This is a genomic window from Bradyrhizobium sp., from assembly GCF_030654605.1.
Classification (GTDB): domain Bacteria; phylum Pseudomonadota; class Alphaproteobacteria; order Rhizobiales; family Xanthobacteraceae; genus Bradyrhizobium.
The window spans coordinates 1-14758 of sequence record NZ_JAURXB010000080.1 but is presented as its reverse complement, the minus strand read 5'-3'; the positions used below and the strand labels follow the sequence as shown (position 1 = coordinate 14758).

The following is a 14758-nucleotide window of genomic DNA, read 5'->3' as shown; positions in this document are numbered from 1 at the left end:
CAGCGTGAAGAACACGATCTTCAGCGCCTTGGTGTTGAGCCCGATGCTGCGGGCGTGGTTCTCGTCGAAGAACGTCACCATCAGGTCTTTCCAGAGCACCGCGAGGATGGCCAGCGAAACCGCCGCGATGATCGCGACCTGCACCACGTCTTCATCCGAGATCGCCAGGATGTTGCCGAGCACGATGGTCTGGATGCTGACCGAGGTCGGCCAGATCGACGCCATCAGCAGGCCGAGCGCGAACAATGTCGTGAACACCAGGCCGATGACGGCGTCCTCGCGCAAGCGCGAGTTCAACGTGACAAACTGCATGCCGCCGGCGGCCAGGATTCCGGCAAAAAAGGCCCCGACCGCGAACGGCGCGCCGACGATATAGGCCGCGGCGACGCCGGGCACGATCGAGTGCGCCAACGCGTCGCCCATCAGCGACCAGCCCTTGAGCATCAGGTAGGCCGACAGGAAGGCGCAGACCCCGCCGACCAGCGCACTCACCCACATCGCCTTCAACATGTAGTTATAGCTGAACGGGACCAGCAGTTCGGCGAAGAATGGCTCCATGTCACTCGGGCTTTGTATTGTTGAGGGAGTTAGTCCCATCGCCATAGAACACCACCGGCCGCTCGTCGTCGGTGAGCACCGTGACCCTTCTCGTGTCGGCGTCGTCGTGCAGCGCGGGGCCACCGAGCTGGAAGTTCCGCAGCACGCCGCCGAAGGCGCGCTCGAGATTTCCTTGCGTGAAGACTTGCGCCGTCGGACCGGACGCCAGCACCGTGCGGTTGATGAGGACGACCTGGTCGCAGAACTCCGGCACGCTGCCGAGATTGTGGGTCGAAACCAGCATCAGGTGGCCGGCGGCGCGCAATTCGCGCAGCAGGCTGATGATGGCGGCCTCGGTCTTGACGTCGATGCCCGTAAAAGGCTCGTCGAGCAGGATGATGCGGCCCTCCTGCGCCAGCGAGCGCGCCAGGAAGACGCGCTTCTTCTGGCCGCCGCTCAATTCGCCGATCTGGCGATGGCGAAATGCGCTCATGCCGACGCGCTCCAGCGCCTGGTCGACCTTGTAGCGATCGGCGCGCGACGGCATCCGCAGGAAATTCATGTGCCCGTAGCGGCCCATCATCACGACGGTTTCGACCAGCACCGGAAAATTCCAGTCGACATCCTCGCTTTGCGGCACATAGGCTACGATGTTCTGCTTCAGCGCTTCATTGACGCTGAGACCGCACAGCCGCACCTCGCCCGCAGCCGGCTGCACGAAGCCCATGATCGCCTTGAAGATGGTGGATTTACCGCTGCCGTTGACGCCGACCAGCGCGCAGATCGTGCCGGGGTCGAGTTCGAACGAGGCGTCATGCACGGCGGTCAGGCCGTTGGCGTAGCTGACGGTGAGATGGCGCACGGAAATGCTGGAGCCGGGTGTGGCTCCCCTGTCCGGCGCGATGCCCGCGAACGGCGCGGATGCGTTCACTTGCCGAATCCCTTCGCGATGGTCTCGACGGTCACGTTCAGCAGATCCAGATAGGTGGGGACCGGACCACCGGCGGCGCTGAGCGAGTCGACATATAGCACGCCGCCGTAACGGGCGCCGGTCTCGCGCGCGACCTGCTTGGCGGCGCGGTCGGAGATCGTGCTCTCGCTGAACACCACCGGGATCTTGTTCTTGCGCACGAGGTCGATCACCTTGCGCACCTGTTGCGGCGTGCCCTGCTCGTCGGCGTTGATCGGCCACAGATAGGCTTCCCGAAGCTTGTAATCGCGCGTCAGGTAGCTGAATGCGCCTTCGCTCGATACCAGCCAGCGCTGGTTGTCGGGGATGGCGGCGAGCCGCTTGCGCAGGGGCTCGTCGAGCGACTTGATCCGCGCGGAATATTCCGCAGCGTTCTTCGTATAGGATTCCGCGTTATCAGGGTCGTATTTGACCAGCGCCTTGCGGATGTTCTCGACATAGATCAGCGCCGTGGAGGACGACATCCAGGCATGCGGATTGGGCTTGCCGGTGTAGGGACCCTCGGCGATCCCCATCGGCTCGATGCCTTCGGTGACGACCACGCTCGGCACCTGCTTGACGTTCTCGAAGAATTTCTCGAACCAGCGCTCGAGATTAAAGCCGTTCCACAACACGAGGTCGGCCGCCTGCGCCCGCACGATATCGAGCGGCGTCGGCTGGTAATCGTGGATCTCGGCGCCCGGCTTGGTGATCGATTCCACGATCGCTCTGTCGCCGGCGACGTTCTGCGCGATGTCCTGAATGATCGTGAACGTGGTCACGACCCGAAACGGTTTTCGCGACGCGGTCTGCGCCTGTGCCGGAACGATCAAGGCCGCGCCGGCGAACGCCGCCGCGAGCATTGCTGCCACGAGCCGCCGGCTCATCGGCTTCGACTTCATTTGCCTTTTCTCCAAATTGCGTCCGCCCGCGCGAACCGGCAGCCGGAATCGCCACTGAGACCGTGTTGCTGTTGCGACTTAATCGCAAAAAAGATTGCGCTGGGGCGCGTCCTGTGTCAATCCTTATTGCGAGCTATTCGCAATTGAGGGTTTTGCCTTGCAAAAGTTCGTTAATCCCAACGAGTCCGGCGGAATCCGACCCTCTTCTGCAACTAAGTTGCAGTTGCATAATTGCAATTCCGCTTGCACGCAGGCCAAACGAATCCTGCTGGCGGCCGCCCTGTTCTTCACCGCTTCGCCTGTGGTCGACGCGTCGGCAGAGCCGTCCGACGGCATTCCGGTCCCGTCGATCGCGACGAGTTTGCCTGACAACGGCGACCCGGCCGGAATTCGCAAATGGCTCAGCGAGCGCGGCGTCACCTATGGCGTGGTCTACACCGGTGAAGCCCTCGGCAACGTCTCGGGCGGCATCCGCCAGGGCGCGTTGTATGGCGGCAAGCTGGAGGTGTCCGTCAGCGCGAACCTGGAAAAGCTGATCGGATGGCAGGGACTGAGCTTCTTCTCCAATGCCTTTCAGATCCACCGCACGTCCGGCCCGCGCGACGAGCACTTCACCAGCATGATCACCATCAGCAACATCGAGGCGTTCCCCTCGACACGCCTGTCGGAGTTGTGGTTCGAACAAAAATTCTTCGATGACCGCTTCAGTATCCGCCTCGGCCAGCTGACGACGGACGCGGAATTCTTCATCAGCGACTACAGCCGGATGTTCATCAGCAGCGATTGGCCCACCATCATGGGCGCCAACATCCCCAGCGGCGGACCGGCCTACCCGCTCGCTACCCCCGGCATCCGGTGGAAATTCGATGCCAATGCAAACTGGTCGATGCTGCTCGGACTGTACAATGGCGATCCCGGCAATCAGGCAACGGTCAACCGCACCGGCACCAACTTCCGGATCAACGACCCGCCGCTTCTGATGGGCGAAATTCAGCATCGCTACAATCAGGAGAAGGATTCCCGCGGGCTGGCGGGCATCGTCCGGCTCGGCGGCTGGCACCATTTCGGCAAATTCGATGATCTGAGATTCGACCATGCCGGGTATTCGCTGGCGCATCCGCTCAGCAACGGCACCGCCCGCCAGTTCCGCGGCACCAGCGGCGTCTACGGCATCGTCGACCAGCAGATATACCGGCCCGAAGGCGGCGGCCCGGACAGCGGCATCAGCGTTTTCAGCCGTATTTCAGGGGCCCCATCCGACCGCAACCTGGTCAACTTCTTCCTGGACGGCGGCGTCGTCTTCGCCGGCATGGTTCCCCACCGGCCCGACGACAAGTTCGGTGCGTCCTTCATCTATGCCAGCATATCCGATTGGGCCCGCGCGCTGGACCGCGACCTGATCGCCTTCTCCAGCGTCGCCCAGCCGATCCGGGCCTTTGAGATGACGATCGAACTCAGCTACCAGGCCCAGATCAAGCCGGGCTGGACCATGCAGCCGGTGTTTCAATACATCGTCCATCCCGGCGGCCACGTGCCGGATCCGGTTTCTCCGAGCCTGGCGATCAAGAGCGGGGCTTTGGTGGGTTTGCGGAGCACGGTCGCGTTCTAGCGACGTATCGCAGGCCGGCGCGACCAAGTCAGCTCACCCGGCCGTGCGCGCGCAGCAACCTTGCGCCGCCCTCGGTGATCGCCACCCGAACGCCCGCCCCTGCGATGTTTTCGCGCGCGACAAAACCGCGATCGACCGCGTCCTCCCAGATCGTCAGGCGCGGGCACGAGGTGCGCCACGTCTCGATCACCTCGGAATAGAGCCGTGGCTCCCTGGCGATCCATTCGACGAGGTCGAGCACCAGCGGGTCGATGTCGTCGGCCATCCGCTATCTCCTTTCCTCAAAAGGCGAGCGCTTTGCTTTCGAACCAGGGCGCCAGCAGCAACCAGCTTCCGTAGAGAATGTAATAGCAGGCGACCGTCGTGATCAGCCGCCCCGCCCAGGTGCGGAATTGCAGGTCGGTCATGGCTTCGAGGAAACGCCGCGCCAGTGTGGTGCCGGTCATCGAGGCCACGACGGCGATCACGGCGAGGACCGGATCGAGCGTCGCGGCCTGGTCGATGATGCCGCCGAAATACACCAGTTTGACGAAATGGCTGGCGACCTGGCAGGCGGCCTTGGTCGCGACCACCTCGCGGCGACCGAAATTGCCGCCGAGAAAGAAGGTGTCCATCAGCGGGCCGGAGACGCCGGTCATCAGCATCAGCCCCATGCAGATGAAGCCGTAGAAACTGCCCTGCGCGATGCTCTCGGGGTTCGGCTTCAGGCCCTTCGGTGTCAGCCGCGCCATGAACGGCGTCACGCCGAGCAGCAACAGCGCGATCGGCTTGTCCGGCACGTAGCGGGTGATCGACCAGGCGCCGAGCGCCAGTGCTGCGCCGATCAAATAGATGAAGACCGGCTTCCACCTGATATGCGCGCGCCACAGGAAGGCGCGCCAGCCGTTCGCCGCCATCTGCGTGATCGCGTGCAGCACCATCGCCGAGGGCAGCGGCAGCACGGTCAGCAGCACGCCGATCAGGATCAGCCCGCCGGCCATGCCGAACAGCCCGGACAGGAACGCTGTCGCGACCATCAGCAGACCAAGCGCGGCCATCAGAAGCGGCGTCATTTCGAATCTCCGCCGCCAGTTCTGCCCTGCCTGTACCGGCGGCGCAAACTGAGTTAGCTTGCCCTGGCCTCAGTTTTCCTGAGGGTCACAGGTTCTGGCGTGAAATGCGGCGGCTGCTCTTTCTCAATGGCATCAAGGCGTTCGAGGCCGCCGCGCGAACCGGCAGTTTTGCGGGCGCCGGAGCCGAGCTCAACGTGTCGGCGGCGGCGGTCTCCAGGATGGTGCATCTGCTGGAGGACCGGCTCGGCGTCGCGTTGTTCGAGCGCAAGGCCAACCGGCTGGCGACCACGGCGGCAGGGCGCGCCTATCAGAGCGGGCTGACACCGATCTTCGATGCGCTGGCCAGCCTGACCGCGCAGGTGTCAGCGCCATCGGGCGTCCGGGTGCTGACCATCGGCGTCGGTCCGACCTTTGCGATGCGATGGCTGATTCCGCGGCTGGCGGATTTCCGAAAAGTGGAGCCCGACATCGAGGTGCGCATCACCACCGGCGGGGCCGCGGCGCCGTTCGGCGACGACTGGAGCTGCGGCATCAAGCTCGGCGACGGCGAGTGGCCGGGCCTGGTCGCCGAGCCCCTGTTCGCGGCCGATCTGTTGCCGGTGTGCGCGCCGCGGCTGGCGCAGCAGCTGAAACGATCAGGCGACCTCAAGGGTCCGAGCCTGCTGCGCGTCGCCCATTCGCCCGACGACTGGCCGTCGTGGCTGAAGGCCTCGGGTGTCGGGCGGGTCACCGCGCGCGGGCCGGAGTTTCAGTTCTACGGCCAGGCCCTGCAGGCCGCCGTCGACGGGCTCGGCATCGCCATGGGCATCCGGCCCTATATCGACGACGACCTCGCCGCCGGACGGCTGGTGGCGCCGTTTGCGCTGACGGTGCCGAAGGGCATGCGCTGGTATCTGGTCTATCGCAGCTTCCAGACCGGGCAGCGCGATTTCGCCGCGTTCCGGCGCTGGATCGTGCGCGCCGCGGCGGGACCCGCGGCACGGGACAGGGTTCGGAAAAAATAGCCGGAAATGTGAACGGGTTCACATTCGTTTTGGCCGGCTCGTGTTTCGCTCGATCCCAGCAGCAGCTGGGGTGACGAGATGACCTACGAGGGCTTTGCCATCGAGTGTTACCAGGCCGGCAGGGGCCTGTGGCATGCCAGGCTCCGGCGGCCGGACCGCAATCCCATGATCGTCGGCGGCGTTGCTTTCTCGGCGATTGAAATCGGCTTCGCCTGGTCCGATCCGGAGTCCGCAGCCGCGGATGCCAAGAACCAGATCGACCGCCTCAAGCTCACTCGATACGCAGCGGTCGCGCAGGCGCCGCAACAGGAGCTGTCGGCCGCCTGATTTGACCAAGAGGTAAGCGTCCCATGCTTGATTCCGAATTCCAATCAGCCCCGTCAGCTTCCCCCACGGTCTTGTCCTGCTGTCCGCAGTGCGATGCCGAGCTGGCAGTGTTGAGCGTCATCGCCGGACGCGCGGGGTCCGAATACTGGGCCATGCAATGCACGGAATGCGGCGGGATCCATCTGGACATCGTCAAGCCCGCGCCGCTGCCGCACACGGCTTAGTCTGAAATCTCAAACCGGATTTGCGGCCCATGCTTCGAGACGCGGCCAAGCGGCCGCTCCTCAGCATGAGGTTCAATTTGTTGAAACACCACAACCTCATGCCCGGATGAACGCTTCGCGTTCACTCGGGAGGAGCGAGCAGCGCGAGCGTCTCGAAGCATGGGCAGCAAGCTCCAACCGTAGCTCAGCCGCCCGCCTCGAACGCATGCGCGATGGCGCGCTGGGCCTCGTCCTGGATCTGCCGCAAATGCTCCGCGCTGCGAAAGCTCTCCGCATAGATCTTGTAGACATCTTCGGTGCCCGACGGCCGCGCCGCGAACCATCCGCTGTCTGACGTCACCTTGATGCCGCCGAACGGCTGGCCGTTGCCGGGTGCCGCCGTGAACGCCGAGCGAACCGGTTCGCCGGCCAATTCCGCCATCGCCAGCTTCTCCGGCGACAACGCCTTCAGGAGGTTTTTCTGAACCGATGTCGCCGGCGCGTCGATGCGCTCGTAGTAGGGCACGCCGAGTTCGTCGGTCAGTTTCTCGAACAACTGGCTGGGATCGGATCTGGTACGCGCCGTCATTTCGGCGGCCAGCAGTCCCAGAATGATGCCGTCCTTGTCGGTAGTCCAGACCGAGCCGTCCCTGCGCAGGAACGAAGCGCCGGCGCTTTCCTCGCCGGCGAAGCCGAACGAGCCGTCGCGAAGGCCATCGACGAACCATTTGAACCCGACCGGGGTCTCGACCAGCCTGCGGCCGAGCTTCTTGGCGACGCGGTCGATGATCGCGCTGGAGACGATGGTCTTGCCCACCGCGCTGTCGGCGCGCCATTGCGGACGGTTCGCGAACAGATAGGCGATCGATGCGGCGAGGTAATGGTTCGGGTTCATCAGCCCGTTGGAGCCGGTGACGATGCCATGGCGGTCGGCGTCGGTGTCGTTGGCGAAGGCGACGTCGAACCGGTCGCGCATGCCGATCAGCCGCGCCATCGCATAGGGCGAGGAACAGTCCATCCGGATCTTGCCGTCCCAGTCCACCGTCATGAAGCGAAACGTCGGATCGACCGTGTCGCTGACGATGGTGGCGTCGAGGCCGTAGCGCGCGATGATCGGCTGCCAGTAACGCACGCCCGCACCGCCCAGCGGATCGATCCCGATCCTGACGCCGGAGCCGCGGATCGCTTCCATGTCCACGACATTGCCGAGGTCGGCGACATAGGGCCCGATGAAATCGTGACGGTGAACGCAGGCCGCCCGGCGCGCGCGGTCATAGGGAATACGTTTGACGCCGCGCATGTCTTCGAGGAAGCCGTTGGCGGCGCGCTCGATTCCCGAGGTGATGTCGGTATCCGCCGGTCCGCCATTGGGCGGATTGTATTTGAAACCGCCGTCCTCGGGCGGATTATGCGAGGGCGTGATCACCACGCCGTCGGCAAGGCCGCTTTCGCGGCCCTTGTTGTAGCTGAGGATGGCGTGCGAGATCACCGGCGTCGGCGTATAGCCGTCATCCGCGTCGATCGTCACCTCGATGCCGTTGGCCGCGAACACTTCCAGCGCGCTCGCCAGCGCCGGCTCGGCCAGCGCGTGGGTGTCGATGCCGACGAACATCGGCCCGTCGATGCCGCAGCGCTGGCGGTGATCGCACAGCGCCTGGCTGATCGCCAGGATATGCGCCTCGTTGAAGGCGTGATTGAGCGCGGAGCCGCGATGCCCCGAAGTGCCGAACGCCACGCGTTGCGCCGGAAGCGACGGATCGGGCTTGCCGGCAAAATAGGCCGTCACCAGCCGCGGCACATTTGCCAGCATCCGGGGTTCGACGATCTTGCCGGCAAGCGGATTGATTTCAGCGGCCACCTGGTCTCCTCAATGGTTTGGGCATTCGGGCATTTTAGATTCATGTCACAGTCGCGAACAAGAGACCAGCATCGGCGATCGCGCCGTCGCCGGCCTTCCGATCATCATTGCAGGTTCAGCCTTGCGTCTCGGGATTCGCGGCCGGCAGGCTTACGGCCGAGCCCAGCGCCACCCGAAGCATCCGCGCAAGGTCGAGTTTGCGGTAGGGCTTGGCCAGCAGCAGGACGCCGAAATCCAGCCGGCCATGATGGATGATGGCATTCTCGGTATAGCCTGACGTGAACAGCACCCGCAGCGACGGGCGCCGCGACGCCACCTCGGCGGCGAGTTGCCGGCCGTTCAAGCCGCCGGGCATGATGATATCCGTGAACAGCAGGTCGAAGGCAGCACCGCTATCGACGATAGCAAGCGCCTCGACGCCGTTGGCGGCCGACAATGTCTGGTAGCCGAGGCTCTGCAACTGGGTGTTGACGTAGGCGCGCACCAGCGGGTCGTCCTCGACGACCAGGATGGTCTCGTCGCCGCGCTCGATCCCGGAGCTGGACGGTTCCTCCGCGACCCGTTCCGGCGGGGCATCCGCCTGCGGCAGATAGAGCTTGAATGTCGTGCCGTGGCCCTCCTCGCTGTAGACCTTGATGTGTCCGCCGGATTGCTTGACGAAGCCGTAGACCATGCTCAAGCCCAGTCCGGTTCCCTTGCCCACCTGCTTGGTCGAAAAGAACGGATCGAATACCTTGTCGCGGATCGCTTCCGGAATCCCGGTGCCGGTGTCGCTCACCGCGATCATCACGTAATTCCCGGGCTTGAGGTCGCCGATGGCGGCGGCAAAATCCGCGTCGAAGGTGACGTTGCGGGTCTCCAGGGTCAGCTTGCCGCCGTTCGGCATCGCATCTCGGGCGTTGATCGCCAGATTGAGCAGCGCGGAACTGAGCTGGCCGGGATCGACCAGAGCGGTCCAGACCGAATCCGTCAGCATCGATTCGATTTCGATCTGCGCGCCCAGCGTTGGCCGGAACAGTTTTGCCGATTCGACGACCAGGCGATTGACGTCGATCTCGCGCGGTTGCAGCGGCTGCTTGCGGGCGAAGGCGAGCAGATGCGAGGTCAGTTCCGCGCCGCGGTCGGCCGCCTCGCCGATCAGCCTGGCGACCGCCGCGGCTTCCGGCCTGGCGGATACTTCGTCCGCGAGAATCTCGATGGTGCCGGAGATCACGGTGAGCACGTTGTTGAAGTCATGCGCGATGCCGCCGGTGAGCTGGCCGAGCGCCTCCATCTTCTGGGCCTGCCGCAGCTGCTCCTCCGCCGCGATCCTTTGCGTCAGGTCCCTCGCGAACACATTGAACACGTGGCCGCAGCGCCGCCGTAGCGCGTTCAGCGACGCCTCGATCTTGACCGTGCTTCCGTCCTTCCGCTTGGCCCTGATTTCAAAGCGCTCGCCGGCGGCGGCATCGGCGTCGTTGCGCAGCAGCCGTTCCTTCATCTCCTGGCAGTACGGCAGCAGCGCTTCCGACAGCAGCAGCGTCGGCAAATGTTGCCCCAGCGCCTCTTGCCGCGACCATCCGAAGATCGCCTCGGCCTGCGGATTCCATTCGAGAACGTGACTGGCGTCGTCGGTCTGGATAACGGCTTCAAAGGCGCTGGCGATGACGTCCCGCGCCGTCCGCTCGCTTTCGCGCAGTTCCTCGACGGTGCGACGGTGCTCCTCGATCTCCTGATTGAGCGCCGCCGTCTTGGCGCGCGACTCGGCCGCCATATCCGCGAACGCCTGGCTCAGCGCCCCGATCTCCTGACCTCCTCCGGTCGGCAGCGCGATCGTCTCGCCGCGGGCAAAACCGGCGACCGCTTTGGTCATCTGCACCAATGGCCGCGTCAGCGAACGGGCCACGATGGCGGCGAGCAGGAAGGCGAAAAACGCCGCACCCAGCCCAGCCAGCAGGCCGGCATCGCGAACCGCCGATGTCGCCGCCATCAGGTCCGAATACGGCACCGCCTGGATCACCGCAATTCGCGGACCGTCCGCCAGCCGCTGGATCGCCAACCCGACCCCGAAGCGGTTGCCGGCCCGGTCCTGCATCACGCGGGGCGTTGTATCGCTGCTCGCGAGTATCTTCGGGAGATCCGGAAACTCGTCCTGGATATGCGCGGGCTTGCCGACGATGAAGCCGAACTCGCGATCCCGGTCGGGATGAACGAGATAGCCGCCCTGATTATTGACGACATAGCTGCGGCCGCCGTCGATCGGGTTGGAGCGGATCCGGTCGAAGGTCGATCGCATATCGAGCTTGATGATCACGATCGCGAACGGCTTGCCGTCCGGCGTGTGGATCGGCGTTGCGACCCGCATCACCGGAACGTGCGGCGTCTCGATCTCGCCGTTGTGTTGACTGAGATTGACCGGGGAGACATAGACCTCGCCGGCGGGCAGCCGGATGGTTTCGGTAAAGGCGACACGATCGCCCTCCTGCCGCAACTCGTCGTCCGGAACGATGCGGATGGCGCCATCGGGGCCGGAACGGTCGACCCGCACCAGTTCACGTCCGTCGTCGTCGACCCCGATGATTCGAAACGCGTAGTAGTTCGGCTTGGTGGCAAGTTCCACCGCGTAGCGCTGGGCCATCCGCCGCCGCGCCTCCGCCTCGGCGGCGGCGGCGGCCGGATTTGTGCCGCGACTGAGTCGCGCCGTCATGATGTCGCTGACGGCGACAGCGGAACGAAAGCCGATCACGTCGGCGCGTGCGCCGCGAACCGAAGCGGCGAGTTCGCTGCCGAGCAGATAAGCGTGGGTGTCAAGCCGCTCCAATGCCCGGGGCAGGGCAAACGCAGCTATATTGCGGTAGGTCAGTACGCCCACCGCCGCCGTCGCCAGCACCACCAGCGCGACCATCGCCAACGTCAGTCGAGTCGACAACCTCATGGATTGCCCTTTGGACTGCGCTATCGTCGGCCTCAAGGTGCCCTTCGGTCAATCCAAATTTTCCTGATGTCGCCGCATGACCGCCGCAGCCGCGCATGCGGGGTGACCCATCGATGCGTTGCGCAACCTGAAATCGACAGTCCGTCTCCTAGTCCACGATCACCTTTCTCGGCTCCACAATTTCGAAATCCGGCGTGAAATCGTCGAGCAGGCCGAACAGCTCGCGCAGTTTCAGCGGGTTGCCCGAGACCGAGACGTCGCCGGTGAGGATGCTGCCGACGAAGCTGCGCTGCTTCAGCGTAATGGCGTCGAGCGCAGCGCGGGTCAGCTTGACGCCGGCGTGGGCATTGTCGTCGGGCGGGCCTGCCCGGTGCGTCAGCGCCGAGTTCTCCAGGTTCATCACATAGGTTTCGTTGCGGTCGGTAAACGTCCAGTTGATCACGATGCGCTTGCCCTCGGCCTTCGCCGCGTTGAGCCGGACGCCGAGAAAATCGAAGGCGAGGTCGATCGAGACGCCCTTCAGCAGTTCGGCGTTCGCGGTCGAGCCGCCCGCGGCCGGCGGCACGCCGCCGCGCAATTCGGCGGCGCCGAGCAGATAGGCATTGCGCCAGGACGCGGCCTCGCTCTGGTAACCCAGTTGTTCCAGCGCATCGGCGCCGAGCTCGCGCGCGGCCTTGTTGGCGGGATCGGCGAACACCAGCTGGCTGGTGACAGCAGCCACCCAGCGATATTGCCCGGCCGCGAAATCGGCGCGGGCACGCTTCAGCACCGCCTCGGCCCCGCCCATATATTCGACCTGCTTTCGCGCGGTTTCCACCCGCGGCAGCGGATTGAGATCGGCCGGATTGGCGTCGTACCAGCCGAGATAGAACTGATAGACCGCCTTGGCATTGTGGCTCAGCGTGCCGTAATAGCCGCGCGCCGACCATTCGCCGGCCAGGCTCGCCGGCAATTTCAGCTTCTCCGCGATCTCGGTCGGGGTCAGGCCGTGATTGAGCAGCCGCACGGTCTGGTCGTGGATGAACTTGTAGAGATCGCGCTGTTTTTTCAGGAACGCGACGATGCGTTCGTTGCCCCACATCGGCCAGTGATGCTGCGCGATCACGGCATCGGTCCTGTCGCCGTAGCGTTCGATCGCCTCGTTGAGGTAGCGCGACCACAGCCGGCCGTCGCGGATCTGCGCACCGCGCAGGGTGTAGAGATTGTGCATGTTGTGGGTGGCGTCCTCCGCCATGTTCAAGACCTTGAACTGTGGAAAGTACATGATCATCTCCGCCGGCGCTTCGGAGCCCGGCACCAGATGAAACTCGATCTCGACGCCGTCGATCACGCGGGTCTCGTAAGCCTGCCTGATCAGGTCGTTCGGCGCGATCAGCGAGATCGTGCCTTTCGACAGCGCCTTGCCGAGGCCCTCATCGACCTGCCCGCGTTCATTGATCGGCAACGGCAAGCCGTACATGTATTGCGCGCGGCGGCTCATGGCGTTGCCGGCGATGACGTTTTCCGCCACCGCATGCTCCATGAATCCGTCCGGCGCGATCACCTTGACCTTGCCGGAAGCGGCATCCTCGGCCGACATCACGCCCTTGGCGCCGCCGAAATGATCGATGTGGCTATGGGAATAGATCACGGCTGCAACCGGCCTGGCGGGACGGTTGGCGAGATAGAGATCGAGCGCGGCCTTCGCGGTCTCGTTGGACAGCAGGGGGTCGATCAGGATCAGGCCGCTATCGCCCTCGATGATGGTGAGATTGGCGAGATCGAGACCGCGCACCTGGTAGACGCGATCGGTCACCTTGAACAGGCCATGCACGGCATTGAGCTGCGCCTGCCGCCACAGGCTCGGATTGACCGTCGCCGGCGCCGCGTCCTTTTGCAGGAACGCGTAGGGTTTCATATCCCAGGCCGGCTTGCCGCCAACGCCCGCCACCACACCATCCGGCAGCGTCGCGATGAAACCACGCCTGGCGTCGTCGAAATCGGCGCGATCGGCAAACGGCAGCGATTTCACAAAGGCATCGTTGGCCGCGCGTGTCGCCGGTTCCGCGTCCCTGGTCTGTGCTGACACCTGCTGACAATGCAGCGAACCGACGGTGAACGAGGCAAGCAATGCCACCGTCCCGAGAAGACTTTTCATCCGCGTTTTCCCCAATGGCTCTCGAGGGCCTTTTGCCCTTTTATGTCAGCCGGACTCATCCCATATTCGTCCCATGTCGAAGAATCCAGACAATCCCAAAAAGCCCGCGAAAACCCCGAAATCCAAAGCCCCAAGTTCTGGGGCGTCGAGGCCCGATGTGCAGCCGATCGGCCCTGCGCTCGCGGAATTGCTCAATCCCGCGATCAACCGCGGCGATGCCGGCATGGGTTCGGGCACCGGATTGCGGCCGCCGCCGGATAATTCGAAAGACCGCCGGTCCGGCGGCGAGGCCGCACTGCATCGCGCGCGGGCGTCGACCCGCGGCAGCAGCGACGATATGGCGAAGCGCGATGGTGCTTCCTTCTCCCCTCCTCCCACGCGGCCCTTGCCGCGTGGTGGGGAGGGGTCGGGGGTGGGGGGTGGTACGGCATTCACCGATGCAGCGGCTCAAGCCGATAGCCCTCCCACCCCCGCCCCCTCCCCGCCGCGCGCAAGTGCGCGCGGAGGGAGGGGAGAAGAGGGTCTCGCCGAATCCCCGCAGCGTGAATTCGCGCCCGCCAATTACGGCACCGCCGCCACCATCCCCACCCTCGACCCGGAACTGGCAAAGCAGCTCGGCTTCACCACCGAGGAAGAAGACCTCGCCGCATTGGCGCGGCCGCCGCGCAACAAGATGGAGGCGCTCGGCGTCGCCGCCACCGCCGACGCGCTGGAAAGCCTGATCCGCGATGGCCGGCCCGAATTCAAGGGCGAGGACGGCCAGGTCAAGATCTGGACACCGCATCGCCCGCCCCGCCCGGAAAAATCCGAAGGCGGCGTGCCTTTCGTGATCAAATCCGAATACGAGCCGAAGGGCGACCAGCCCACCGCGATCAAGGAACTGGTCGAGGGCATCGCGCGCAACGACCGCACCCAGGTGCTGCTCGGCGTCACCGGCTCCGGCAAGACGTATACGATGGCCAAGGTGATCGAGGCGACGCAACGCCCCGCCATCATCCTGGCGCCGAACAAGACGCTGGCGGCGCAGCTCTATGGCGAGTTCAAGAGTTTTTTCCCCGACAACGCCGTCGAGTATTTTGTCTCCTATTACGACTACTACCAGCCCGAGGCCTATGTGCCGCGGACCGACACCTATATCGAGAAAGACTCGTCCATCAACGAGCAGATCGACCGCATGCGCCATTCGGCGACGCGGGCGCTCTTGGAGCGCGACGACGTCATCATCGTCGCCTCGGTGTCGTGCATCTACGGTATCGGTTCGGTCGA

At 64.6% G+C, this 14758-nt stretch carries 12 protein-coding genes; 4 read left to right on the top strand and 8 right to left on the bottom strand.

Features of this window, described 5'->3' with window-relative positions; genetic code table 11:
- The 3 genes from Q7U29_RS08740 to Q7U29_RS08730 all read right to left on the bottom strand — a co-directional run.
- A partial coding sequence (locus Q7U29_RS08740) for a metal ABC transporter permease (RefSeq protein WP_304740481.1) occupies positions 1-558 on the bottom strand: 558 nt, incomplete at its 3' end.
- 1 nt (position 559) lies between these two features.
- Complete coding sequence (locus Q7U29_RS08735; RefSeq protein ID WP_304740479.1) at positions 560-1468, bottom strand: manganese/iron ABC transporter ATP-binding protein; 909 nt, start codon at positions 1466-1468, stop codon at positions 560-562.
- On the bottom strand, positions 1465-2388 hold the full coding sequence (locus Q7U29_RS08730) for a metal ABC transporter substrate-binding protein (RefSeq protein WP_304740477.1): 924 nt from the start codon (positions 2386-2388) through the stop codon (positions 1465-1467). Before Q7U29_RS08730 ends, Q7U29_RS08735 begins: the two co-directional genes overlap by 4 nt.
- A 217-nt stretch (positions 2389-2605) precedes the next feature.
- Between Q7U29_RS08730 and Q7U29_RS08725 the strand changes: the two genes are divergently transcribed.
- Positions 2606-3997 carry a carbohydrate porin gene (locus tag Q7U29_RS08725; RefSeq protein ID WP_304740475.1) on the top strand — a complete coding sequence of 464 codons (1392 nt, stop codon included), beginning with the start codon at positions 2606-2608 and terminating at the stop codon, positions 3995-3997.
- 28 nt (positions 3998-4025) lie between these two features.
- On the opposite strand, the gene Q7U29_RS08720 is transcribed toward Q7U29_RS08725, so the two are convergent.
- Together Q7U29_RS08720 and Q7U29_RS08715 are read right to left on the bottom strand one after the other, a co-directional pair.
- Positions 4026-4262: a hypothetical protein gene (locus tag Q7U29_RS08720; protein WP_304740473.1), complete on the bottom strand. Its 237-nt coding sequence runs from the start codon at positions 4260-4262 to the stop codon at positions 4026-4028.
- A 16-nt stretch (positions 4263-4278) separates the two neighbouring features.
- Complete coding sequence (locus tag Q7U29_RS08715) at positions 4279-5049, bottom strand: sulfite exporter TauE/SafE family protein (RefSeq protein ID WP_304740471.1); 771 nt, start codon at positions 5047-5049, stop codon at positions 4279-4281.
- Between the two features lie 104 nt (positions 5050-5153).
- Between Q7U29_RS08715 and Q7U29_RS08710 the strand changes: the two genes are divergently transcribed.
- Together Q7U29_RS08710 and Q7U29_RS08705 are read left to right on the top strand one after the other, a co-directional pair.
- Positions 5154-6053 carry a LysR substrate-binding domain-containing protein gene (locus Q7U29_RS08710; protein ID WP_304740469.1) on the top strand — a complete coding sequence of 300 codons (900 nt, stop codon included), beginning with the start codon at positions 5154-5156 and terminating at the stop codon, positions 6051-6053.
- Between the two features lie 78 nt (positions 6054-6131).
- Positions 6132-6380 (top strand): hypothetical protein, encoded by a 249-nt coding sequence (locus tag Q7U29_RS08705; protein WP_304740467.1) that lies wholly within the window; start codon positions 6132-6134, stop codon positions 6378-6380.
- Positions 6381-6788: 408 nt separating this feature from the next.
- Here the strand turns inward: Q7U29_RS08705 and pgm are convergent, their stop codons facing one another.
- The 3 genes from pgm to Q7U29_RS08685 all read right to left on the bottom strand — a co-directional run bounded on the left by pgm (position 6789) and on the right by Q7U29_RS08685 (position 13492).
- Positions 6789-8441 (bottom strand): phosphoglucomutase (alpha-D-glucose-1,6-bisphosphate-dependent), encoded by a 1653-nt coding sequence (pgm, locus tag Q7U29_RS08695; protein WP_304740463.1) that lies wholly within the window; start codon positions 8439-8441, stop codon positions 6789-6791.
- 115 nt (positions 8442-8556) lie between these two features.
- Positions 8557-11355: an ATP-binding protein gene (locus Q7U29_RS08690; RefSeq protein ID WP_304740461.1), complete on the bottom strand. Its 2799-nt coding sequence runs from the start codon at positions 11353-11355 to the stop codon at positions 8557-8559.
- 148 nt (positions 11356-11503) lie between these two features.
- Complete coding sequence (locus Q7U29_RS08685) at positions 11504-13492, bottom strand: alkyl/aryl-sulfatase (protein WP_304740459.1); 1989 nt, start codon at positions 13490-13492, stop codon at positions 11504-11506.
- Between the two features lie 73 nt (positions 13493-13565).
- Here Q7U29_RS08685 and Q7U29_RS08680 point away from each other — a divergent pair.
- Positions 13566-14758, top strand: a 1193-nt coding sequence (locus tag Q7U29_RS08680; protein ID WP_304740457.1) for a DEAD/DEAH box helicase family protein, incomplete at its 3' end; no start/stop codon positions are given.

Coding starts and splice junctions, on each gene's coding strand:
- Q7U29_RS08720 (WP_304740473.1), bottom strand. CDS start 4,262: ATGGCCGACGACATCGACCCGCTGGTGCTCGACCTCGTCGAATGGATC.
- Q7U29_RS08685 (WP_304740459.1), bottom strand. CDS start 13,492: ATGAAAAGTCTTCTCGGGACGGTGGCATTGCTTGCCTCGTTCACCGTC.
- Q7U29_RS08690 (WP_304740461.1), bottom strand. CDS start 11,355: ATGAGGTTGTCGACTCGACTGACGTTGGCGATGGTCGCGCTGGTGGTG.
- Q7U29_RS08715 (WP_304740471.1), bottom strand. CDS start 5,049: ATGACGCCGCTTCTGATGGCCGCGCTTGGTCTGCTGATGGTCGCGACA.
- Q7U29_RS08730 (WP_304740477.1), bottom strand. CDS start 2,388: ATGAAGTCGAAGCCGATGAGCCGGCGGCTCGTGGCAGCAATGCTCGCG.
- Q7U29_RS08710 (WP_304740469.1), top strand. CDS start 5,154: ATGCGGCGGCTGCTCTTTCTCAATGGCATCAAGGCGTTCGAGGCCGCC.
- Q7U29_RS08705 (WP_304740467.1), top strand. CDS start 6,132: ATGACCTACGAGGGCTTTGCCATCGAGTGTTACCAGGCCGGCAGGGGC.